Consider the following 21,622-nt stretch of genomic DNA (forward strand, 5'->3'; position numbering starts at 1 on the left):
GGGGGCGTCGGGCTCGCCCGCGTGGGTGGGGGGCCCTTTGTGGGGGGGGTTTAAGTTGGTGTGTTTGTTTTTTTGTTTCTTTACCACACAATTAACACCCCCCCACCACCCGCACCGAACGGCCACTTCACTTCAGTCGAAAAGTGCCGGAAGCGTGCGCTCCCAAGTCTCCCGAAGCTCGTCCAGCGTGAACTCCGTGATGTCCTGGAGTTCGAGCGAGCCCGATTCCGGGTCCACCACGCCGGTCTTGCGCCACGGCAGGCCGCGCGCGGTGAGCATCTCGGTGAACCGCAGTTCCTCGGTGCGCGGCACGGCGACCAGCACCCGGCCCGCGGATTCGGAGAACAGCTGCACGAACGGGTCCTGCTCCGAGTCGAGGAAGACCCGGGCACCGCACTGTCCGATGAGGACGGTCTCGACGAGGGTCTGGATCAGGCCGCCGTCGGAGACGTCGTGCGCGGCGGAGATCATGCCGTCGCGGGAACCGGCGATGAGGATGTCGGCGAGCAGCTTCTCGCGGGCCAGATCCACGCGCGGCGGGCGGCCGCCGAGGTGGCCGTGCAGTTCGCGCGCCCAGGCGGAACCGTCCAGCTCGTCGTGCGTTTCACCGAGCAGCAGCAGGGTTTCCCCGGCCTCGGCGCCGATCCCGGTGGGGATGCGGCGGGTGACGTCGTCGATCACGCCGAGCACGCCGACCACCGGGGTCGGCAGGATGGCCGTGTCACCGGTCTGGTTGAAGAAGCTGACGTTGCCGCCGGTGACCGGGATGCCGAGTTCGACGCAGCCGTCGGCGAGACCGTGCACGGCCTGCTCGAACTGCCACATCACACCCGGGTCGGTCGGCGCGCCGAAGTTCAGGCAGTCCGACACCGCGACCGGCTTCGCGCCGCTCGTGGCGACGTTGCGGTACGCCTCGGCCAGCGCGAGCTTCGCGCCCTCGTACGGGTCGAGGTAGACGAACTTGCTGTTGCAGTCGGTCGAGACGGCGACGCCGCGGCCGGTCGACTCGTCGATCCGGATGACGCCGGAGTCCGACGGCTGCGCGGACACGGTGTTGCCGCGCACGTAGCGGTCGTACTGGGAGGTCACCCATTCCTTCGACGCCTGGTTCGGCGACGAGATCAGCTTGAGGATGTCGGCACGCAGTTCGTCCGAAGTGGACGGACGCGGCAGCTTCGCCGAGGTGTCGGCCTGCAGTGCGTCCTGTGTGGACGGACGCTGGATCGGGCGGTCGTACACCGGGCCCTGGTGCGCCACGGTGTGCGCCGGGACGTCGACGACGACCTCGTCGTTCCAGGTGATGACCAGGTGCTCGCCGTCGGTGACCTCACCGATGTCGGTGGCGATGACGTCCCACTTCTCGCAGACCTTCATGAACGCCTCGACGTTCTCCGGCGAGACGACCGCGCACATGCGCTCCTGCGACTCGCTGGACAGCACCTCCGCCGGGGTCATCCCGGTGGCGCGCAAAGGAACCCGGTCGAGGTAGATGTGCATGCCGCCGTCACCGGCGGCCGCCAGCTCCGACGTCGCGCAGGAGAGCCCGGCGCCGCCGAGGTCCTGGATGCCGACGACGAGCTTCTGGGCGAACAGTTCGAGGCAGCACTCGATGAGCACCTTCTCGGTGAACGGGTCGCCGACCTGGACGCTGGGCAGCTTCTTGCGGCCACCCGAGCTTTCGTCACCCGAGAAGGTGTCGCTCGCGAGGACGGACACGCCGCCGATGCCGTCGAGGCCGGTGCGCGCGCCGAACAGGATGATCTTGTTGCCCTTGCCCGAGGCGAACGCCAGGTGCAGGTCCTCGACCCGCATCGCGCCGACACACAGGGCGTTGACCAGCGGGTTGCCGGAGTAGCTCGGGTCGAACACCAGCTCGCCGCCGATGTTCGGCAGGCCCAGGCAGTTGCCGTAGCCGCCGACGCCGGCGACCACGCCGGGCAGCACGCGACGGGTGTCGGGGGCGTCCGCCGGGCCGAAGCGCAGCGCGTCCGCCACCGCGAGCGGGCGCGCGCCCATCGCCATGATGTCGCGCACGATGCCGCCGACGCCGGTCGCGGCGCCCTGGTACGGCTCCACGTAGGACGGGTGGTTGTGGCTCTCGACCTTGAAGGTGACCGCCCAGCCCTCGCCGATGTCGACGACGCCCGCGTTCTCGCCGATGCCGGCGAGCATCTTCTCCTTCATTTCGGGAGTGGCGGTCTCACCGAAGTAGCGCAGGTGCTTCTTCGAGGACTTGTACGAGCAGTGCTCGCTCCACATCACCGAATACATCGCCAGTTCGGCGTCGGTCGGACGGCGGCCGAGGATCTCCCTGATCCGGGCGTACTCGTCGTCGGCGAGGCCGAGCTCGACGTACGGCTGGGTCGTTTCGGGGGTCGCCTCGGCGCGTTGAGTGGTGTCAACGGTGCTGGTCACGGTGTCAACCTCAGGGTTCGCCACGGCCTTAAGAGTAGGTGAGGGGTCTGTTCACCCTGCCGTCGCCCACGCATAAATCGGTCGCGCCCGCGACGGTGATCGGCTTAACGTCGACAATCGTGCTTTCCGCCACATATCCGCTTCCGCGACTACGCCTGCCCGCCAAGCCGACCGCTTGGCGGTACCTCGTCAGGATGATGCTCGCGCGCCCGGGACTGCTCGCCGTCTCGGCGATCAGCGGTGCGCTGTGGTCGCTGCCGATCGCCCTGCTGCCGGTCGCGATCGGCCGGGGGATCGACGCGATCGGCCGCGGCGATGGCGATTCCGTCTGGCTGTGGGGCCTCGCGGCCGCCGGGCTCGGGATCGCGCAGACGCTCGCGGGCACGGTGCAGCACTTCGCCTCCTACGGCTGCTGGATCCACGGCGCCGGGGTGACGCAGCGGCTCGCCACCGAACACGCGGCGAAGCTGGGCGCGAACCTGCGCGACACGACCACCACGGGTGACGTGGTCGCGATCACCACCAGCGACATCAACCCGATCGGTGATTCCTTCGAGGTGCTGGGGCGGGCCTTCGGCTCGCTGATCGCGTTCATCGTCTGCGCGACGGCGCTGCTGACGACGTCCCCGCTGCTCGGCGTGGTCGCGCTGGTCGGCGTCCCGCTGGCGGTGGTCGGCATCGGCCCGCTGCTGAAGCCGCTGGAGAAGCGCCAGACGAAGCAGCGCGAGGAGAAGACCGACGTCAACGCGCTGGCCGCGGACATCGTCTCCGGCCTGCGGATCCTTCGCGGTGTCGGCGGCGAGAAGCAGTTCCTCGACCGCTTCCGCCGCTCCAGCCAGCGGGTGCGGGCGGCCGGTGTCCAGGTGGGACGCAGCGAAGCGTGGCTCGCGGGCGCCGAGGTCGCGCTGCCGGGACTGGTCACGGTGGTCATCACCTGGCTGGGCGCGCAGCTGGCGATCAACGGCACCATCGGCGTCGGCGAGCTGATCACGTTCTACGGCGTCTCGGTGTTCCTGGTGATCCCGGTGACGACGGCGACCGAATTCGCGGGCGTGCTGAGCGCCGCGCTGGTTTCGGCGCGGAAGGTGTGCAAACTGCTGTCCACCGAACGCACGCTCGCCGAGCCGGAGCACCCTGTCCCGCTGCCGGAAGGCCCGCTGGATCTCTACGACGAGACGACCGGGATCAAGGCCGAGGCCGGGAAGCTGACCGTCATCGACGTCGGAGCCGATGCCGAAGCGGTCGCTTCGCGGATGGCGCGGTTCACCGATCCGAGTGAACCTGCCCTTGTCGGCGGGGTTCCGGTGGATCGGGTCGCCCTCGGCGAGCTGCGGCGGCGGGTCGTGTTCGCGCACAACCAGGACATCTGGTTCTCCGGAGTGCTGCGCGAACAGGTCGCCCCCACCGAGCCCGGCGAGGTCGAGATCACCGAAGCGCTGTACGCGGCGGACGCCGACGACATCGTGGACGCGCTGCCCAACGGCGTCGACGAGGTGATCGGCGAACGCGGACGTGAGGTTTCCGGTGGCCAGCGGCAGCGGCTGAACCTGGCCCGCGCGCTGGCGACCGACGCCGACGTCCTGCTGCTCGACGAGCCGACCTCGGCCGTCGACGCGCATACCGAAGCCCGCATAACCGAACGCGTCGCGAAGCTGCGGCGCGGCAAGACCACCGTCGTGTTCAGTCAGAGTCCACTGTGGACGCATGTCGCCGATGTGGTCGTGAGTACGAAAGTGCCCGCATGAAGAAGCTGCCTTTGGCAGACAAGAAAGACGTTCGACGATGGATCAAGGAGACCGCGCGGGACAACAAGCGTGAGTTCTCCGTGATGCTCGGCCTGTTCTGTGTCGCGACCGCGATCGGGCTGGCCGGGCCGCGGCTGCTGGGCGTGCTGGTGGACGAGGTCGTCGGAGGCACGACGACCACCACGATCACGTGGCTGGCGGTCGCGTTCGTGGTGGTGCTGGGCGCACAGGCGTGGTTCAAGGGGCTGGCCCGGCTCCGCGCGCGGGTGTTCGGCGAGCGGATCCTCGCGCGCAACCGCGAGGAGTTCGTCGGCAACGCGCTGAACCTGCCCCTCGGGACGGTCGAGGCGGCGGGCACCGGTGACCTGCTCAGCCGGGCGACCACCGACGTCAGCCGCATCGACCACGCGGTGCGGTTCGGCGCGCCGGAGATCCTGATCGCCGCCGTCACGGTGGTGTTCACCGTGGTGGCGATGGTGATCACGTCGCCGTTCCTGGCGCTGGGCCTGCTCGTCGCGCTGCCGCTGCTGGTGCCGGTGAACATCTGGTACCAGCGCCGGATCCCGGACGTGATGCGGCGGATGCTCGACAAGTGGTCCGAGTTGCAGTCCACCACGCACGAGACCGCGGAGGGCGCGCGGACGGCCGAGGCGCTGAACCTGACCGGCCGCCGGATCCGGGCCGGGCACGACGGGCTCGACGCGTCGATGCTGGGCGAGCGCAAGATCCGGGCGCTGCAGATGCGGTGGATCCCGTCGCTGGAGATCAGCTACGTGCTACCGGTGCCGGTGATGCTCGGGCTGGGCCTGCTCGCCTATTCGAACGGCTGGGAAGGGCTCGGCACGATCACCGCGATGCTGCTGTACTCGCAGGTCATGACCGGCCCGCTGAACGAGGCGCTGTTCTGGCTCGCGGACATGCAGGTTGCCGGGGCCTCGCTGCGGCGGCTGCTGGGCGTGCGGCCGGCTCCGTCTTCGGAGACGACCTCGGAGGCTCCGCGCGGCCAGGACATCGAAGTGCGCGACGTGCGCTTCGGCTACAACGCGGACCGCGAAGTGCTGCACGGGATCGACCTGCGGGTGCCCGCCGGTGAACGGCTGGCGATCGTCGGGCCGTCCGGTGCGGGCAAGTCGACCCTGGGACGGCTGCTGGCCGGGATGTCGGCGCCGACATCGGGTTCCGTGCGGGTCGGCGGCGCCGAAGTCTCGACGCTGCCGGACGACGTCCTGCGCGGTGAAGTCCTGCTGCTGACCCAGGAGCAGCACGTGTTCGCGGGGACGCTGCGGGACAATCTCACGCTGCCCGCCGGGGACTGGTCCGACGAGCGGCTGCTGGCCGCGCTGGCCTCGGTCGGGGCTTCGGAGTGGGTGGCGAACCTGCCGGCCGGGCTGGACACGAAGGTCGGGGCCGGGGCGGTCGCCGTCCCGGCGGCGATGGCGCAGCAGCTGGCGCTGGCGCGGGTGGTGCTGGCCGACCCGCACACGCTGGTGCTGGACGAGGCGACGTCGCTGCTGGACACGGGTTCGGCGCGGGAGCTGGAGCGGTCGCTGAGCGCGGTGCTCGAAGGGCGCACGGTGATCGCGATCGCGCACCGGCTGCACACGGCGGCCGCGGCGGACCGGGTCGCGGTCATCGAGGGCGGCCGGGTGACCGAGCTGGGCTCGCACGCTGAACTGCTCGCCGCCGGCGGCCCCTATGCCGCCCTGGTGGCCGCCGCCTCCTGACGCATTTAGAGGACTAAATGCATGGGGTGTCAGGCGGAAACGCGTCTCCCCAAGGGCGCCCCGCGCCCGACGGAGACTTCACGTCGCGCGCCCTCTTTCGGGCCGAAGGCCCACGTGAACACGATGAAGGGGCGCCCTCCGCACTCAACGCGAGTTGGATACGGAACGGCGCCCCTTCGGCGGGTTCACGTCAGCGCGCGACCAACGACAGAGCGTCCACGGCGCTGTAGAACATGCCGAGCCCGTCGTCGGAAGGCCCGGTGAGGGCGTCGATGGCGTGCTCCGGATGCGGCATGAGGCCGACGACGCGGCCGTTCTCGCTGCGGATGCCGGCGATGTCGTTGCGCGAGCCGTTCGGGTTGCCGCCGACGTAGCGGAACACCACGCGGCCTTCACCCTCCAGCTCGTCGAGGGTGGCCTGCTCGGCGACGAAGCAGCCGTCGATGTTCTTCATCGGGATGAGGATCTCGGCGTCCTTGTCGTACCGGGTGGTCCACGCGGTGTCGTTGTTCTCGACGCGCAGCCACTGGTCACGGCAGATGAAGTGCAGGCCGGCGTTGCGGATCATCGCGCCCGGCAGCAGCCCGGCCTCGCACAGGATCTGGAAGCCGTTGCAGATGCCCAGCACCGGCATGCCCTTGTGGGCGGCCTCGATCACCGAAGACATCACCGGCGCGAAGCGGGCGATGACGCCGGCGCGCAGGTAGTCGCCGTAGGAGAAGCCACCGGGGACGACGACGGCGTCGACGCCCTTCAGGTCCTCGTCCGCGTGCCACAGGGGCACGGCCTCGGCGTCGGCGTAGCGGACGGCGCGGGCGGCGTCACCGTCGTCGAGCGTGCCGGGGAAGGTGATGACCCCGATGCGGGCGCTCACGCGTCCACCCGCTTGATGGTCCACTGCTCGATGACCGGGTTCGCGAGGAACCCTTCGGCGATCTTTTCGAGCGTCGCGTCGTCGACGGAGTCGTCGACCTCGATCTCGAAGTGCTTGCCCTGACGGATCTCGGTGATCCCGGTGAAGCCGAGACGACCGGCGGCGCCGAGCGCGGCCTGCCCCTGCGGGTCGAGGATTTCGGGCTTGGGCATGACGTCGACAACGACTCGGGCCACGGCAGGCTGCTCCTTATTCACGCAGGTCGTGGGTACCGCCCGAGCCTACTTCACTACGGTTGCCGCATGACCTACGGGCAACCGCAGTACGGGTACACCCCGCCGCCGAAGAAGTCGAAGGCCTGGCTCTGGATCACTCTCGTGCTGGTCTTCGTCCTGATCGCGGGCGGTGTCGCGTTCACCGGCTTCGTGTCGCCGGGGTTCTTCAAGGCGAAGGCGGACACCTCCTCGCGCGCGACGCCGGAGCAGCTGAGCCAGTCGTTCGTGAACGGCGTCGCCGAAGATCGCGTCAGTCAGCTCTGGTGCGCGATCCGCTCTAAGCGGTCCTACACCTTCGAGCAGACCATGGCCGTCTCCGACGGCGCACAGTTGAGCACGCCCGCGCACCAGCGTGCGGCGCAGGAGTACTCGGCCGCGTTCACCGCCGCGGGTCAGACCGTCGGGATCGCGATGATCCCCGGCGAAGGCGGCTGGTGCGTGCGTGACGCCAAGGTCGGCGGCGAGCCCGAGCCGCTGCCGGGCATCGAGACGAAGCCGTCGCCGCGGCCCGATGTCAAGACCGGGGAAGAGGCGGGGAACAAGTTCGTCGACGCGATCAACACGCGGGACATCCCGGCGGCGTTGTCCGTGCTGTGCGAGAAGGTGCCCGACACGACCCGCGACGGCGTGCAGCAGATCATCCACGGCGAGGCCAGGTACACCGTCGAGAAGGCCGACCTGCTGACCACCGCCGAGCAGACGATCCTGCATCTCGCGGGTGAGGTCGACGGCGTCCGGCAGCCCGGGCGGATCGAGACCGACGACAGTGCCGAAGGCGGGCCCTGCGTGGCTTCTTTTTCACCCGACTCCGACTGAGCTCGCATCAGTCCTTCGACTGGGGGATGCTCGGAGCGCGTCGCTGGGCCAAGATGAGCCCATTGGCAGCACGCCAACACCGGGTGAGCAGCAGCAGGAGGCACCGTGGCCGATCAGGACTCCTTCGACTACGTCATCGTCGGCGCGGGCAGCGCGGGATGCGTGCTGGCGAACCGGCTGAGTGAGGATCCGTCAGCGCGGGTGCTCCTGCTCGAAGCGGGCGGCGAGGACGACGCGGACGAGATCCACATCCCCGCGGCGTTCCCCGGTCTGTTCAAGACGAAATGGGACTGGAACTACGAGACGGTCGAGCAGAAGCACACCGGCAAGACGCTGTACTGGCCGCGCGGGAAGACGCTCGGCGGTTGTTCCTCGATCAACGCGATGATCTACATCCGCGGCAACCGCGCGGACTACGACGGCTGGCGTGACGGGCACGGCGCCGAGGGCTGGGGTTTCGACGACGTCCTGCCGTACTTCAAACGGGCGGAAGGCAACCAGCGGCTCGGCGGGCCGCTGCACGGCACCGATGGGCCGCTGAACGTCGAGGACCGCCGCTTCACCCACGAGCTGTCCCACGCCTGGGTGGATTCCGCGGTCGCCTGGGGCCTCAAGCGCACCGACGACTTCAACGGCGAGTCACAGGAAGGCGCCGGCGTCTACCAGGTGACCTGCAAGAAGGGCCGCCGCTGGTCGACGGCCGACGCGTACCTGCGGCCCGCGTTGTCGCGGCCGAACCTCACCGTGCGGACCAACGCCCAAGCCACGCGCGTGGTGTTCGAAGGAACCCGCGCCGTCGGTGTGTCCTATTTGGACGAAGGTGTCGAGACGACGGTGCGCGCGTCGGCCGAAGTCCTGCTGAGCGGCGGCGCGGTGAACTCGCCGCAGCTGCTGATGCTCTCCGGCGTCGGCCCGGCGGAACACCTGCGGGAGCACGGGATCGACGTGGTGGCGTCGCTTCCCGGTGTCGGCGAAAACCTGCACGACCACCCCGCCTGCGGGATCATCTGGTCGACCCGCGGCACCACCGACCTGGTGGACGCGGCGACGCCGGGCGGACTGGTGCGCTACCAGCTCACCAAACGCGGCCCGCTGGCCTCGAACATCGGCGAGGCGGGTGCGTTCTTCCCCGCCGCGGACGGCGTCTCGCCGCCGGACATGCAGATCCACGTCGCGCCGACGTTGTTCTACGACAACGGAATGCGCGAACCGACGGTGCCGGGCTTCACGTCGGCGGCGACCCTGGTCGACGTCGCGAGCCGGGGACGGTTGCGGCTGAAGTCGTCGAATCCGTTGTGGAAGCCGGAAATCGATCCGGCGTACTACGCCGAGTCCGTGGACATGGAGAAGATGCTCGCCGGGATGCGCGCGCTGGTGGAGATCGGGAAGTCCGGTCCGCTCGCGCGGTACCTGGACAAGCCGTTCCTTCCGGAGCGCCACGACCTGACCGACAGCGAACTGGCCGACTACGTGCGCGAGAAGACGCAGACGCTGTACCACCCTGTCGGGACCTGCTCGATGGGAACGGGCGAGAACGCCGTCGTCGACCCGTCGCTGAAGGTGCGCGGGGTGGACGGGCTGCGAGTCGTGGACGCGTCGGTGATGCCCGTGGTGCCGCGCGGGAACACGAACGCGCCGACGATCATGGTGGCGGAGAAGGCGGCGGACCTCATTCGGGGCTCGTGACCGGTCCTTTCACGCCTCCGCAAGCGCAATGAAGGGGCCTTTCATAGCAAATTTTGCTATGAAAGGCCCCTTCATTGCGCGCGGGGTTGACAAGGCGGCAGGTCAGCGTTTCCCGTGCAGCACCGTAATGAGCTTCGCCACCAGGGCATCGGTCTTTTCCTTGCGGGAGAACGAGGTCAGCACGATCGGCGCGGTGAAGCGCTGTCGTGCGACGGCCTTCGGCCGGGCGAATTCGCGCAGGCCTTCCGGGCCGTGGATGCGGCCGAAGCCCGAGTCGCCGACGCCACCGAAGGGCAGCGAAGCGATGCCGGCGAAGGAAAGCGGCGCGTTGATCGAGGTCATGCCGGTGCGCAGGCGGGCGGCCAGTTCGAGGCCGCGCGACTTCGAGAACACCGTCGAACCGAGGCCGTACTTCGTGTCGTTGGCCTTCTCGACGGCCTCGTCCATGTCGCGGACCTTGGCGATGGTGACGGTCGGGCCGAACGTCTCCTCCTTGACCGCCGAGGAGTCCTCCGGCACGTCGACGAGCACCGTCGGCTGCACGTAGCGGTCGCCGACCGCGTCGACGCCGCCGACCAGCGCCTTGCCGCCGCGTTCGATGGCGTCCGCGATGTGGCGTTTGATCACCGCGAGCTGCGAAGGCATCGTCACCGGGCCGTACTGCGCGGCCGCGTCCGAACCGGCCCGCACGTCCTTCGACTTCTCGACGACCTTCGCGACGAACTCGTCGTGCACGCGCTCATGGACGTACACGCGCTCGACGCCGATGCAGGTCTGGCCCGAGTTGGAGAACGCGCCCCAGACGGTCGCGTCGGCGGCGGCCTCGAGGTCGGCGTCCGCGTCGACCAGGACCGCGTCCTTGCCGCCCGCCTCGATGATCACCGGGGTCAGCGTCTCGGCGGCCGCGGCCATGATCTTCTTGCCCGTGCCGGTCGAACCGGTGAAGGCGATCTTGTCGACGCCTCCGCTGACGAGCGAAGCGCCGGTCTCGCCGAAGCCGGTGATCAGCTGCAGCACCGGCCATTCCGGGACGACCTCGTTGAAGGCGTCGACCAGCCATTTCCCGACGCCGGGCGTGTACTCGCTCGGTTTGAAGACGACGGCGTTGCCGGCGGCGAGGGCGTAGGCGATGGAGCCCAGCGGCGTGAAGACCGGGTAGTTCCAGGGGCCGATCACGCCCACGACGCCGAGCGGCTGGTACTCGACCGTCGCCGCCTGGTTCGACATCATCAGCCCGGCCGCGCGGCGCTGCTTGCCGAGGATCTTGCGCGCGTGCTTGCCCGCCCACGCGATGTGCTCGATGGCGAGGACGCTTTCCAGTTGCGCGTCGGCGATCGGCTTGCCGGTCTCGTCGCGGACGACCTGGCACAGCTGCGGCAGACGGCGGGTGATGACGCCCTTCCAGCGGCGCAGCCGCTCGGCGCGACCGTCGAAGCCGAGCCCGGCCCACCATTCGGCGGCGTCCCTCGCACGGGCGATCGCGGCGCGGACGTCCTCCTTGCTGTGCACCGGGTAGGTGCCGACGACCTCGTCGGTCGCCGGGCTGAGGGAATCGAAGGTCTCCCCCACGCTGTGCGCGGTCGGCTTCGGCTGGACTGCGGTCATCGACTTCTCCCGTGTCTCGGCTCAAAGCCCAGGCTACGACGTTACTGACGGCGTGCCAATAGCTCGCCTGGGGCGTGCCACCAGCATCGCACAGGAGACGAGGGCCGCAAGGACGCCGAGAAGCGGGGTCAGCCACACCGGCAGCACCCCGATGGCCAGCGAACCCAGCCCGAACCCCGACGCCTGCACGGTGAAGGCCAGCGAGAAGCCCTCCGACCGGCGGCGTTCGGGCAACAGCTTCTGCAGGTTGACCGACGAGACGGCCATCAGCGGACCGGTGCAGAGCCCGATCAGCGCGACCCCGCCGAGCAGCCCGGCCCAGCCGAAGCCCGCTGAGACCACGATCCCGCCGAGCACGAAGCCGGCAAGGAACAGCCGCGGATCGCCGAGCTTGCCCCGCGCCGCGTACAGCGCGCTCCCGGTCAGGCTGGCGGCGCAGAGCACCACGATCACGATCGCCGTCGCCGAGTCGGGTGCGCCGAGGCGCTGGACGAGCGGCAGCAGGCCGACTTCGATGGTCGACAGCAGGAGCCCGACGGTGAACAACCCCGCCAGCCATGGCACGCAAGCGGCGACCGGGATCACTTGACGCTCGACTGTCCTTTGTGGATCCCGAGTGACCGTGCGCCGAGGCACTAGCAGGGCCGCGAGCAGGGCGACGACGGCCATCGCGAGCACCGGGACGGCCGGTCCGGACGTCGCCAGGAGCGCCACCAGCAGCGGCCCGCCGACGATGACGCCTTCAAGGATCATCGCGTCGACCGAAACGGCCCTTGGCAGTTCCTCTTCGGTCACCGTCCCGGCGAGCAGCGTCCGGAAGCCGCCGTTCAACCCGCCCGCGACCAGGCCAGGCGGGATCGCCAGCGCGAGCAGCGCCCAGTCCGGGGCTCCGGCCGAAGCGACCGCGGCCAGCAGGAACAGGCCCGCGGCGACCAGCGGAAGCAGCACGAAGAGACCGCGTGCGGGTCCGACGCGGTCGAGCAGCCGCCCCGTCGGCACGGCGCCGACCATCTCGGCGGCGACGAAAACGGCCATCATGATCCCGCCGAGCCGGTACGAACCGGTCGTCGCGGTGGTCAGCACGGTGAAGGCCAGCGGCGCCATCGTGGCGGGCAGCCGGTTCAGCTGGACCCCCGCCGACCAGCGCCAATACCCGGGATTACGCAGCAACGTCATGCCACGAACACTGCCGAACCCGGCCTGGCGAGAACCATTGATTAGGGCATAACCTAATCCGGTGATCGAGCTGGTCCTGACCGCCGAGAGCGCCAACCGCGTCCGGTTCGGCATCTCGCCGCTCGACGAGACCATGGGCGCGATGCAGACCCTGCTCGGAAGGCGCCGGCATCCCAGTCATCTGCCGTGGCTGCGCGAGGCGGCCGCGAAGCTGCCGGATCTCCCCATCGACGGCTTCGCCAAGGTGATGAGCGCGCGGCACTACATCACCGACTTCCTCAGCCCGCCGCCGAGCGGGCCGGAGACCACCGCGTCCGCCCAGCTCGCCGAAATCCGCCGCACGCCACCGCAGCAGGTCGCGCATGAACTGTCCAAAGTGGACGCGGACCTGAGCGGGCTGCCCGAAGACCCCGCCGAGGCAAGGGACCTGCTGGCCGGTCAGATGGAGATCGCCTGGACCGAACTGGTCGAACCGCACTGGCCACGGATGCGCCGCTTCCTCGTCGCCGACATCGAGGAGCGCTCACGACGACTGGCCGCCGGCGGGATCGCGCTGGTGTTCGAGGACATCCACCCGCGCGTGCGGCTCGTCGACGACGTCCTGGTGATCGAGATGAAGGAACGCGGCCGCGTCCACCTCGACAGACGCGGATTGCTGCTGATCCCGGGCGTTTTCGCGTGGCCTTCGGTCGGGGTGATCACGATGGAGCCGTGGCAGCCTTCGCTGCTGTACCCGGCACGCGGGGTCGCCGAACTCTGGTCGGATCCCGAACGCCCGCCCGGCGCGCTCGCGGGAGTGCTCGGCCGGACGAAGGCCGCCTTGCTGACGACCCTCAACGAACCCGCGAGCACCACCGAACTGGCGCGCAGGCTGAGCCTCTCCGCACCGACCGTCTCGCAGCATCTGACCGCGTTGCGCGCGGCGGGCCTGCTCGACACGCGGCGCCGCGGCCGCGAAGTGCGTTACCTGCGCACCGAACTTGGCGACGCCCTGATCCGGGCATAGGCTGGAAATGACCGACCGCGAAGGAGAACCCTGATGCGTATTGTCCACTTTGGACACGCTTGCACCCTGCTGGAGACCGAGGGCGCGCGGATCCTGATCGACCCCGGCACCTTCTCGGCGGGCTTCGAAGGCGAGCGGGAGCTCGACGCCATCCTGATCACCCACCAGCATTTCGACCACCTCGACATGGACAGGCTGCCCGCGCTGCTGGCGGCGAATCCCGGCGTGCGGCTGATCGTCGACCCCGGTTCCGCCGACGCCGTGGGAAAGCTCGGCACCGAGTTCCAGATCGCGAACCCCGGTGACGCCTTCGAAATCGGGTCCAGCGGCAGCAGTGCCGTCAACGTCGTCGGCGGCGAACACGCGGTGATCCACGAGGAGATCCCGGTGATCCCGAACGTCGGCTACATCGTCGACCACGGCGCGTTCTACCACCCCGGAGACTCGTTCTTCGTGCCGGAACAGAAGATCGACGTCCTCGGCCTGCCCACCGGCGCCCCGTGGCTCAAGGCCGGCGAGGCCGTCGACTACCTGCGTGCGGTGTCGCCGCGCCTCGCCGTCCCGATCCACGAAGCCGTCCTCGCGCGGCCGCAGATGCACTACGGCCTGTTCGCCAACCTCGCCCCGGAAGGCACCGAAGTGAAGGTGCTCGACGTCGGGGAGCCGGTGAAGCTCTAGCGGTGACCTGGTCGGTCATCCCGGCAACTTGACCCGCGTTCGCGAGAGCGAGCCGTAGGTGGTTCCGAAAGCGCGGTTCTCCAGCGAGACGTCGACAGCGTCGAGGAACGCCTGCCGCAGCCCCGGCCGGGCGAGGTCCGCGGCGTCGATGCCGAGCCGCACCAGCCCGCCGCGGCGCGCCGCCCTCGCCGCGGCCAGCACCAGCGCGAAACACCGGACGGTCTCCGTCCGGTGCGACGGCCCGCCGAACTCCTGCACCCTGGCGCGCCGGACCTCGCCGGACACCAGATCCCGCACCGAGACCAGATCGGCGCACAGCCGGAACCCGTGCTCACGCAGGGCCTGCAGGGTGCCCTCCGACGCGATCCAGCGCGGTGGCGCGAATCCGTCGACGGCCATGCCGTTGGCGTCGAGCGCCGCCTTCGCCGCGATCAGCCGCAGCCGCGCCTCATGCGCGGGAAGAGCCGCGAACTCGGCGCGTTTGCCCAGGTGGACGGCGCGATGGGTGGGTGGGATCCGGTGGTCGTAACCGTGCAGGAGGACGGAGTCGCCATTCCGGCGGCGCGTCCGGATCCACTCGGTCACGGGGCCCTCGCCGGTCCTGGCGGCGTAGAGCACGGACATCGGGACCTTGCGCCGGTCGAGCTCGGCCGCGAGGTCGGCACAGCGGTGCAACGTCCGGGTGGTCACGCCGGACAGGGAAACCAGCAAACGTGCGTCCACGGTCCCCATTGCGCCAGCCCGGGCTTGCGGCGGACTGACAACGGGGTGAACGCGGCCGGTCAGGCGGGCCAATCCTGCAGCGACCGGCCGGTGATGCGTTCGTACGACTCGATGTACCTCGCCCGCGTGGCGGCGACGATGTCCTCGGGCAAGGGTGGTGCCCCCGGTCTGTCCCGGCGGTGCCAGCCGGACGCGGGACTGGTGAGCCAGTCCCGCAGCGGCTGCTTGTCGAACGACGGCTGCGGGCTGTCCGGCGCGTAACCGCCGGCGGGCCAGTAGCGCGAGGAGTCCGGGGTCAGGACCTCGTCGGCGAGGACGAGGTTGCCCTCGGAGTCGATGCCGAATTCGAGCTTCGTGTCCGCGAGCAGGATGCCGCGTTCGGCGGCGAACTCCGCGCCCCGGCGGTACACCGCCAACGTCGCCTCACGGACTTCTTCGGCCCGCTCCCTGCCGAGTTGCCCGACCACATCGGAGAAGGCGATGTTCTCGTCGTGCGAGCCGCGGTCGGCCTTGGTCGCGGGAGTGAAGATCGGTTCGGGGAGCCGGGAGGAATCGGTCAGGCCAGGAGGAAGTTCGACGCCGCAAACCGTGCCGCGCGCGCGATAATCGGCGAGACCGGTACCGGTGAGATAGCCGCGGGCGACGGCTTCGAACGGCAGCATCGCCAGCCGCCGCACCAGCAGCGCGCGGCCGCGGACCTCGGCGGGGATGCGTTCGTCTTCGTAGGAGATCAGGTGGTTGGGGAGGACATCGGAGAGCAGGGAGAACCAGAACACGCTCATCGCGGTGAGCACTCGCCCTTTGTCCGGGATGGGCGTGTCGAACACGACGTCGTAGGCGGAGATCCGGTCCGAAGTGACGAGCAGCAGATGCTCGTCATCGACGGCGTAGAGCTCACGGATCTTGCCGGCGGCGATCTTCGGGTATTCGAGCGTCGTCACGGCTGCACCCTAGCGATCAAGGATGATGGCTGATCATGCCGATCCACTGCGTTTCGTTCACGACCGACTACGGGCTGTGCGACGGTTTCGTGGCCGCGTGCCACGGGGTGATCGCGCGGATCGCGCCGTCCGTCCGGGTGATCGACGTCAGCCACGGGATCCCTCCGCAGCAGGTCAGGACCGGCGCCGAGGTACTCGCCCAGACCGTGCCGTACCTGCCGGAGTCCGTCCATCTCGCCGTCGTCGACCCCGGCGTCGGCACCGCGCGGCGCGGCGTCGTGGTGGTCACCGAACGCGGAATGCTCGTCGGCCCGGACAACGGGCTCCTGATTCCCGCCGCCGAAACACTCAGCGGGGTGATAGCCGCGTACGAACTCGCGGCACCGGACTACCGCCTTCCGGTGACTTCGCCGACGTTCCACGGTCGCGATGTCTTCGCCCCCGCGGCGGCGCATCTCGCGCTCGGGGTCGCTCCGGAGGAGTTCGGGCCGCGCGTCGACGACCTTGTGCGGCTGCCCGACCCGTTCGTCGCGGTGTTCCCCGGCAAACTGGTGACCGAGGTGCTCACGGTCGACCACTTCGGCAACGTCCAGCTGGCCGCGAGCCCCGCCGACCTCGAACTGGCCGGGCTGTCCGGCACGGTCTCGGTCAGCAGCGAGCACGTCCTGGTGAAAGCACTGGTCGGCGACACCTTCGGCACGGTGCCGCCGGGCCGGAACGTGCTCTACACCGACTCCGCGGGACGGCTCGCGGTCGCCGTGAACGGCGGCTCGGCGTCGGCCGTGCTCGGACTGGGGCCCGCCCAGGAGTGCACGATCACCTCGTCGCCGACGGACACCTGACCCGGACCGGTCACCGCCATCTTGATCCCGAACGAGACGCCGCCCTCCGGTTCGCGGCGATAGTCGGCGAGCGAACGGATCGGCTCGGGACCGGCCTTCTTGCCGGTGTCCTGGTCGACCATCGGCACCGTGCAGCGGATGCAGACCTTGGCGTACCCCAGGTCGAGACCGCCGGCGGTGAGCGATCGGACGTCGTCCTCGCGGTGCGGCTCCGGCCAGCCCGAGACGACGATGTTGGGCCGGAAGCGGTCCATCGGCACGGCTTCGGCTCCGCGTGACGCGATCCGCTCGTTCAGACCGTCCAAAGAGGACTCGGAGGTGAGCAGGATCGCGTGCGCGTCGGCGAAGGCCGCGGTGCCGGGGATCTCGCCGTTGGTGACGCGCTCGTGCTCCGGCGTGAGCCCGACGAACACCGACGGCAGGCCGAGGACGTCGGAGAACCACTCGGCGGCCTCGTCGCCTTGGTGGACGCCCTTGCCCTGCCAGGTGAACGTCGCCGCGGGATGCCGCGGACCGTCGGTGACCGTCTCGACCAGGAGATCTTCGACGCCGGGAGCGGCGAGCCGCAGACGGGCGCCGTCGTCCAGCACCTCGGCCCGGATCGAGGCCATCACCGGCTGCTTCCGCTGGCTGCGGAACTCACCCTCCGGGGAGACGACCATCCAGGCACGGTCGAACCTGAGGCCCGCCGAGGTGACGTCGGCCGTCTCGACCGACGTCCCCGCGCAGCCCTTGACGGGGTAATAGACCAGCTTCGCCACTCTCGCCATAACCGCAGGTTAGCGAGTCAGGCTTCGTGAGTGGTAAGTGGCGGTTTCGTGTGACTGGACGGACGACGCCCGTGTCGTCCATCCAGACACGTGTGTCGTCCGCCTGATCACGCGTGCCGTCCGGCCAATCACGCGAAACCGCCGCTGGCTCACAACACCTGCGACAAGAACCGCTGAAGCCGCTCGCTCCGCGGAGCGTCGAAGATCGCCTCCGGAGCCCCTTGCTCGACGATCTTCCCGTCGTCCATGAACGCGACCTCGTCGGCGACGCCGCGCGCGAACCCCATCTCGTGGGTGACCACGAGCAGCGTCAGGCCGCGCTCGGCCAGCCCCGCCATCAGGGTGAGGACGCCCTTGACCAACTCCGGGTCCAGCGCGCTGGTCGCCTCGTCGAACAGCATCACCTCGGGCTCCATGGCGAGCGCACGGGCGATCGCGACCCGCTGCTGCTGCCCGCCCGAGAGCGCGCTCGGCCGGTACGGCGCCTTGTCGGCGAGGCCGACCTCGGCGAGCCGGGCGTGCGCGATCTCCGCGGCCTCCGCTTTGCCGAGTTTGCGGACGCTGCGCAGCGGCAGGGTGATGTTGTCCAGCACGCTGCGGTGCCCGAACAGGTTGAAGTGCTGGAACACCATCCCGACCCGCTGACGCAGCGCGTCCGGATCGGACGAGATGACGCTCTCGCCGCCCAGCAGCAGGTCGCCCGAGTCGGGTTCCTGAAGGCGGTTCACGCAGCGCAGCAGTGTCGACTTGCCGGAGCCGGACGGCCCGATGACACAGGTCGTGCGGCCCTTCTCGACCTTGAGATTCACGCCCTTCAACACTTCGAGAGTGCCGAAGGAGACGTGGATGTCGCGGAGTTCGACGCTCGAAGAACGTACGGCGGTCGTCATGACGTCGGCACCTTTCCGCTGTTCAGGAGGCCCAGTTCGCCGCCGTCGTCATCGACGCGGATCTTCTTGCCGGTGCGCAGCTTCTTGTCGATGTAGTTGACCAGATGCGTCAGCGGCACGGTGATCACCAGGTAGAAGAACCCGGCCGCGACCAGCGGCGACAGGTTCCCGGTGTTGGCCGCGAGGTCCTGCCCGATCCGGAACAGGTCACGCTGCTCGGCGAGGAAGCCGAGGAAGTACACCAGGCTGGAGTCCTTGATCAGCGCGATGAACTGGTTCACCAGCGCGGGCAGCACCCGCCGCACGCCCTGCGGGATGACGACGAGCGTCATCGCCTTGGTGTAGCTCATGCCCAGCGCGCGGCTGGCCTCCATCTGTCCTTTTTCGACACTCTGGATGCCGGCGCGGAAGATCTCGCCGATGTAGGCGGCCGCGATCAGGCTGAGCGCCAGAATGCCGAGCGGGTAGGTGTTCCTCGCCATCGACGGGATGAGGATCCCGCCGCCCTGCCCGATCACCAGGATGGTCAGGATCGCGGGAAGGCCGCGGAAGATGTCGGTGTACACCCGGGCGGGCCAGCGCAGCCACACCTTGCCGGACAGGCCCATCGTGGCCAGCACCATGCCGAGCACGGTGCCGATCAGCGCCGAGAACACCGACATGATCAGTGTGTTCAGCAGGCCGGTCCCGAGGAGGTCCGGGAAGACCTCCCAGATGTACTCCCAGTTCAGGAACGTGTTGAGGAAGTCGTCCACTTACTTCTGCCCGGCCTTGAATTCCACGGGCACCGGCGCGTTCGGTTCGAACCGCCGGTGCACCTTTTCCCATGTCCCGTCGGCGATGACCGCCTTGAGACCCGCGTTGATCTTGCCCGCGAGTTCGGTGTTGCCCTTCTTCACGGCGAACCCGTGCGGGATGGTCGTGGTGATCGCCTTGACCACCTTGAGCTTCGCGTCCGGGTTCTTCGCCGCGTAGTCCTCGGCGGTCGCCCGGTCGAAGATCGCGCCGTCGATCGCGCCCGACTTGAGCGCGGCCAGCGTCGCGGCGTCCTGCGGGAACCGCACGGCCTGCGCGACGGGCGCGTTGGCCGCCAGCCAGCTGTCCGACACCGTGCCCTGGACGACACCGATCCGCTTGCCCGCCAACGAGTTCTCATCGGTGATGCCGACGCCCTCGCGGGTTTCGATGCCGAGTGACTGGTAGTTGTACGGCGCCGAGAAGTCGACCGTCCTACGGCGTTCGTCGGTCTGCGAGATACCGGAACTGCCGATGTCGAACTTGCCGTTCGCGACCTGGCTCAGCAGGGCCGAGAACTCCGTGGAGACGAACTCGAGTTTCAGGTTCTGGTGCGCGGCGATGGCCTTCAGCAGCTCGTTGTCGAAGCCGGTGAACACGCCGTTTTCCTGATAGGCGTTGGGTTTCGAGTCGCTGAGGGTGCCGACGCGAAGCGTGTCACCGCTCGCGTTCTCGCCGCCGCCGCACGCCGCCAGCACCGCCACGAGGGCGATGCCGGCGACGGCGGCGAATGCCTTTTTCATGGTGATCCTCACGCCTTGAACTGGTCCGGGACCGGCGCCGTCGGCAGGAACTTCTCGTGCAGTTTGACCCAGGTGCCGTCGGCGATGACCTGCTTGAGGCCCTCGTTGATCTTCGTTTGCAGTTCGGTGTTGCCCTTCTTCACCGCGAAGCCGTGCGGCACGTCGGTGGTGAAGGACTTGACGACCTTGAGCTTCACGTCGGCGCTGTCCTTGACGTTCGTTTCGGCGATCGCCTGGTCGAGGACGTAGGCGTCGACGGCACCGCTCTTGAGCGCTGCCAGCGCCGGGGCGTACCCGGGGAAGCGCACGGCCTGCGCGTCCGGCACGGTCGAGGTGAGCCACTTGTCGCCGACGGTCGCCTGGATGACGGCGACCCGCTTGCCGGACAATGCCTTCTCCTCGGTGATCGGCGAGCCGTCCTTGGTCTGGATGCTCATCACCTCGAAGTTGTACGGGCTGGAGAAGTCGACGTTCTTCTTGCGCTCGTCGGTCTGCGCGATGGCCGAGCTGCCGATGTCGAACTGGTTGTTCGCGACCTGGCCCAGCAGCGAGGAGAAGTCGGTCGAGGCGAACTCGAGCTTCAGGTTCTGCTTGGCGGCGATGGCCTTCAGCAGCTCGTTGTCGAAGCCGGTGTAGTTGCCGTTCTCGACGTAGATGTTCGGCGGCGCGTCGCTCAGCGTCCCGACGCGCAGGGTCTTCTCGGTGGCGGACTCGCCGCCACCGCAAGCGGCGAGGACGGCGACGAGACCGGCGGCCAGCGTGGCGAGCAAGGACTGCCTCATAGGCCGCCCGCTGTTGTCCCGATTCCTTGGTGTCGACTTCATGGTTTTCAAATCCCCGCGTTCTGGACGGGCAGGCCGGGGCCGCCCTTTTCGAGTTCCTTGGGCAGCGGCTCGGTCTTGAAGAACTGAGCGTGCAGGCGGGCGACGGTGCCGTCCGCCACGGCCTTCGCGAGGCCGTCGTTGAGCTTCTTCAGCAGTTCCTTGTTGTCCTTGCGGACGGCGAACGCGGACGGCGTGTCCTTGGTCTCGACGGTGTAGCCGAACTCCAGCGGCACGCCCGGGTTCTGGTCGATGTACTTCTGCCCGATGTCCTTCGGCACGACCCACCCGTCCAGGCTGCCCGCTTTCAGCTGCGCGAAACCCGCGTTGTAGTCGGGGAAGCGCACGACGTTGGCGCCGGGCACCTTGCCGGTGGCGAAGTCGTCCTGCACCGACGCCTGCACGACGCCGAGCCGCTTGCCGTTGAAGGCGCCGACGTCCTTGAGGGCCGCGCCCTTCTTGGTGAGGATCGTGGTGAACCCGGTGCTGTAGCCGTTGCTGAACGCCACGGTCTTCTTGCGGGCCTCGGTGGTGGAGATCGTGGAGCTGCCGATGTCGAACTTGCTGGTGGCGACGGAGGCCAGCAGGCCGGCGAACTCGGTGCCGACGAACTCGACCTCGAAGCCCTCGCGCTTCGCGATGTCGCGCAGCAGTTCGTTGTCGTAGCCGGTGAAGGTGCCGTTCTCCAGGTAGATGGACGGCGGCGCGTCGGTCAGGGTGCCGACCCGCAGCTTCTGGGCGGTCGCGCCCGCGTCACCGGAGCCGCAGGCGGCGAGGGCGAGGGTGGCCGCTCCGGCGGTGACGACGGCGACGAATTTCGACAGCGTGGATCTCATCGCTTCTTCCGTGGGTTTCGGCGCGCAAGGCGCGATACAAACACGCCAGGCCGCCTCATGGGCGGCCTGGCGCTCCGGGTTCAGCGATCGAGATTAGGCATTTCGCCCGATCGAGTAACTTCGTCCCACTATTTGATATCGCGCGACCGGGATCACGCTGCCAGGACGCAATCCGATGAATTCGCAGCTCACGACGGTCTTGCGGCGCCCTGCCATCGTGATCCCGGGGACCTGGCGGCCCAGAACGCGCGACTTCAAGGG

General features: G+C 68.9%; 20 protein-coding genes. 7 read left to right on the forward strand and 13 right to left on the reverse strand.

Annotated features, from left to right (window positions below; genetic code table 11):
• Nucleotides 1-132: 132 nt before the first annotated feature.
• A complete protein-coding gene (gene purL, locus ACIHAO_RS00675) occupies nt 133-2,415 on the reverse strand; it encodes a phosphoribosylformylglycinamidine synthase subunit PurL (RefSeq protein WP_396554103.1) in 2,283 nt (760 codons plus the stop codon).
• Nucleotides 2,416-2,534: 119 nt separating this feature from the next.
• On the opposite strand from purL, the gene ACIHAO_RS00680 reads away from it, so the two are divergent.
• Together ACIHAO_RS00680 and ACIHAO_RS00685 are read left to right on the forward strand one after the other, a co-directional pair.
• Nucleotides 2,535-4,160: an ABC transporter ATP-binding protein gene (locus ACIHAO_RS00680; protein WP_396554104.1), complete on the forward strand. Its 1,626-nt coding sequence runs from the start codon at nt 2,535-2,537 to the stop codon at nt 4,158-4,160.
• The gene (locus ACIHAO_RS00685) at nt 4,157-5,884 is read left to right on the forward strand and encodes an ABC transporter ATP-binding protein (protein ID WP_396554105.1); all 1,728 of its coding nucleotides are present in this window, start codon (nt 4,157-4,159) and stop codon (nt 5,882-5,884) included. The genes ACIHAO_RS00680 and ACIHAO_RS00685 overlap by 4 nt, the downstream gene beginning before the upstream one ends.
• Nucleotides 5,885-6,074: 190 nt before the next feature.
• Here the strand turns inward: ACIHAO_RS00685 and purQ are convergent, their stop codons facing one another.
• Nucleotides 6,075-6,758, reverse strand: coding sequence for a phosphoribosylformylglycinamidine synthase subunit PurQ (gene purQ / locus ACIHAO_RS00690; RefSeq protein WP_192742543.1), 684 nt, complete (start codon nt 6,756-6,758; stop codon nt 6,075-6,077).
• Nucleotides 6,755-6,994, reverse strand: a complete 240-nt coding sequence (gene purS, locus ACIHAO_RS00695; protein WP_125784867.1) for a phosphoribosylformylglycinamidine synthase subunit PurS — start codon at nt 6,992-6,994, stop codon at nt 6,755-6,757. The genes purQ and purS overlap by 4 nt, the downstream gene beginning before the upstream one ends.
• A gap of 66 nt (nt 6,995-7,060) precedes the next feature.
• On the opposite strand from purS, the gene ACIHAO_RS00700 reads away from it, so the two are divergent.
• Together ACIHAO_RS00700 and ACIHAO_RS00705 are read left to right on the forward strand one after the other, a co-directional pair.
• On the forward strand, nt 7,061-7,849 hold the full coding sequence (locus ACIHAO_RS00700; protein WP_396554106.1) for a hypothetical protein: 789 nt from the start codon (nt 7,061-7,063) through the stop codon (nt 7,847-7,849).
• Nucleotides 7,850-7,954: 105 nt separating this feature from the next.
• Nucleotides 7,955-9,535 carry a GMC family oxidoreductase gene (locus ACIHAO_RS00705; protein ID WP_396554107.1) on the forward strand — a complete coding sequence of 527 codons (1,581 nt, stop codon included), beginning with the start codon at nt 7,955-7,957 and terminating at the stop codon, nt 9,533-9,535.
• 102 nt (nt 9,536-9,637) lie between these two features.
• Here the strand turns inward: ACIHAO_RS00705 and ACIHAO_RS00710 are convergent, their stop codons facing one another.
• Nucleotides 9,638-11,140 carry an aldehyde dehydrogenase family protein gene (locus ACIHAO_RS00710; protein WP_396554108.1) on the reverse strand — a complete coding sequence of 501 codons (1,503 nt, stop codon included), beginning with the start codon at nt 11,138-11,140 and terminating at the stop codon, nt 9,638-9,640.
• A 33-nt stretch (nt 11,141-11,173) separates the two neighbouring features.
• Complete coding sequence (locus ACIHAO_RS00715; protein WP_396554109.1) at nt 11,174-12,316, reverse strand: MFS transporter; 1,143 nt, start codon at nt 12,314-12,316, stop codon at nt 11,174-11,176.
• A gap of 61 nt (nt 12,317-12,377) precedes the next feature.
• On the opposite strand from ACIHAO_RS00715, the gene ACIHAO_RS00720 reads away from it, so the two are divergent.
• Both ACIHAO_RS00720 and ACIHAO_RS00725 read left to right on the forward strand, forming a co-directional pair.
• Complete coding sequence (locus ACIHAO_RS00720; protein WP_396554110.1) at nt 12,378-13,322, forward strand: DUF5937 family protein; 945 nt, start codon at nt 12,378-12,380, stop codon at nt 13,320-13,322.
• Nucleotides 13,323-13,355: 33 nt separating this feature from the next.
• The gene (locus ACIHAO_RS00725; protein ID WP_396554111.1) at nt 13,356-14,000 is read left to right on the forward strand and encodes an MBL fold metallo-hydrolase; all 645 of its coding nucleotides are present in this window, start codon (nt 13,356-13,358) and stop codon (nt 13,998-14,000) included.
• 15 nt (nt 14,001-14,015) lie between these two features.
• Here ACIHAO_RS00725 and ACIHAO_RS00730 read toward each other — a convergent pair whose 3' ends face one another.
• Together ACIHAO_RS00730 and ACIHAO_RS00735 are read right to left on the reverse strand one after the other, a co-directional pair.
• Complete coding sequence (locus tag ACIHAO_RS00730) at nt 14,016-14,732, reverse strand: DUF2334 domain-containing protein (RefSeq protein WP_396554112.1); 717 nt, start codon at nt 14,730-14,732, stop codon at nt 14,016-14,018.
• A gap of 50 nt (nt 14,733-14,782) precedes the next feature.
• On the reverse strand, nt 14,783-15,664 hold the full coding sequence (locus tag ACIHAO_RS00735; RefSeq protein WP_396554113.1) for a phosphoribosylaminoimidazolesuccinocarboxamide synthase: 882 nt from the start codon (nt 15,662-15,664) through the stop codon (nt 14,783-14,785).
• 35 nt (nt 15,665-15,699) lie between these two features.
• Between ACIHAO_RS00735 and ACIHAO_RS00740 the strand changes: the two genes are divergently transcribed.
• Complete coding sequence (locus ACIHAO_RS00740; protein WP_396554114.1) at nt 15,700-16,506, forward strand: S-adenosyl-l-methionine hydroxide adenosyltransferase family protein; 807 nt, start codon at nt 15,700-15,702, stop codon at nt 16,504-16,506.
• Here the strand turns inward: ACIHAO_RS00740 and ACIHAO_RS00745 are convergent.
• From ACIHAO_RS00745 to ACIHAO_RS00770, 6 genes are all read right to left on the reverse strand, one after another.
• Nucleotides 16,389-17,276, reverse strand: coding sequence for an MOSC domain-containing protein (locus ACIHAO_RS00745; protein WP_396554115.1), 888 nt, complete (start codon nt 17,274-17,276; stop codon nt 16,389-16,391). The genes ACIHAO_RS00740 and ACIHAO_RS00745 overlap by 118 nt on opposite strands.
• Nucleotides 17,277-17,425: 149 nt before the next feature.
• Nucleotides 17,426-18,166: an amino acid ABC transporter ATP-binding protein gene (locus ACIHAO_RS00750; RefSeq protein ID WP_125784856.1), complete on the reverse strand. Its 741-nt coding sequence runs from the start codon at nt 18,164-18,166 to the stop codon at nt 17,426-17,428.
• Nucleotides 18,163-18,921 (reverse strand): amino acid ABC transporter permease, encoded by a 759-nt coding sequence (locus tag ACIHAO_RS00755; RefSeq protein ID WP_396554116.1) that lies wholly within the window; start codon nt 18,919-18,921, stop codon nt 18,163-18,165. The genes ACIHAO_RS00750 and ACIHAO_RS00755 overlap by 4 nt, the downstream gene beginning before the upstream one ends.
• Complete coding sequence (locus ACIHAO_RS00760) at nt 18,922-19,704, reverse strand: transporter substrate-binding domain-containing protein (RefSeq protein ID WP_396554117.1); 783 nt, start codon at nt 19,702-19,704, stop codon at nt 18,922-18,924.
• 8 nt (nt 19,705-19,712) lie between these two features.
• Nucleotides 19,713-20,486 (reverse strand): ABC transporter substrate-binding protein, encoded by a 774-nt coding sequence (locus ACIHAO_RS00765; RefSeq protein WP_396554118.1) that lies wholly within the window; start codon nt 20,484-20,486, stop codon nt 19,713-19,715.
• A 47-nt stretch (nt 20,487-20,533) separates the two neighbouring features.
• A complete protein-coding gene (locus ACIHAO_RS00770) occupies nt 20,534-21,361 on the reverse strand; it encodes a substrate-binding periplasmic protein (protein ID WP_396554119.1) in 828 nt (275 codons plus the stop codon).
• Nucleotides 21,362-21,622: the final 261 nt, after the last annotated feature.

Source organism: Amycolatopsis sp. NPDC052450, from assembly GCF_044547565.1.
Classification (GTDB): Bacteria; Actinomycetota; Actinomycetes; order Mycobacteriales; family Pseudonocardiaceae; genus Amycolatopsis.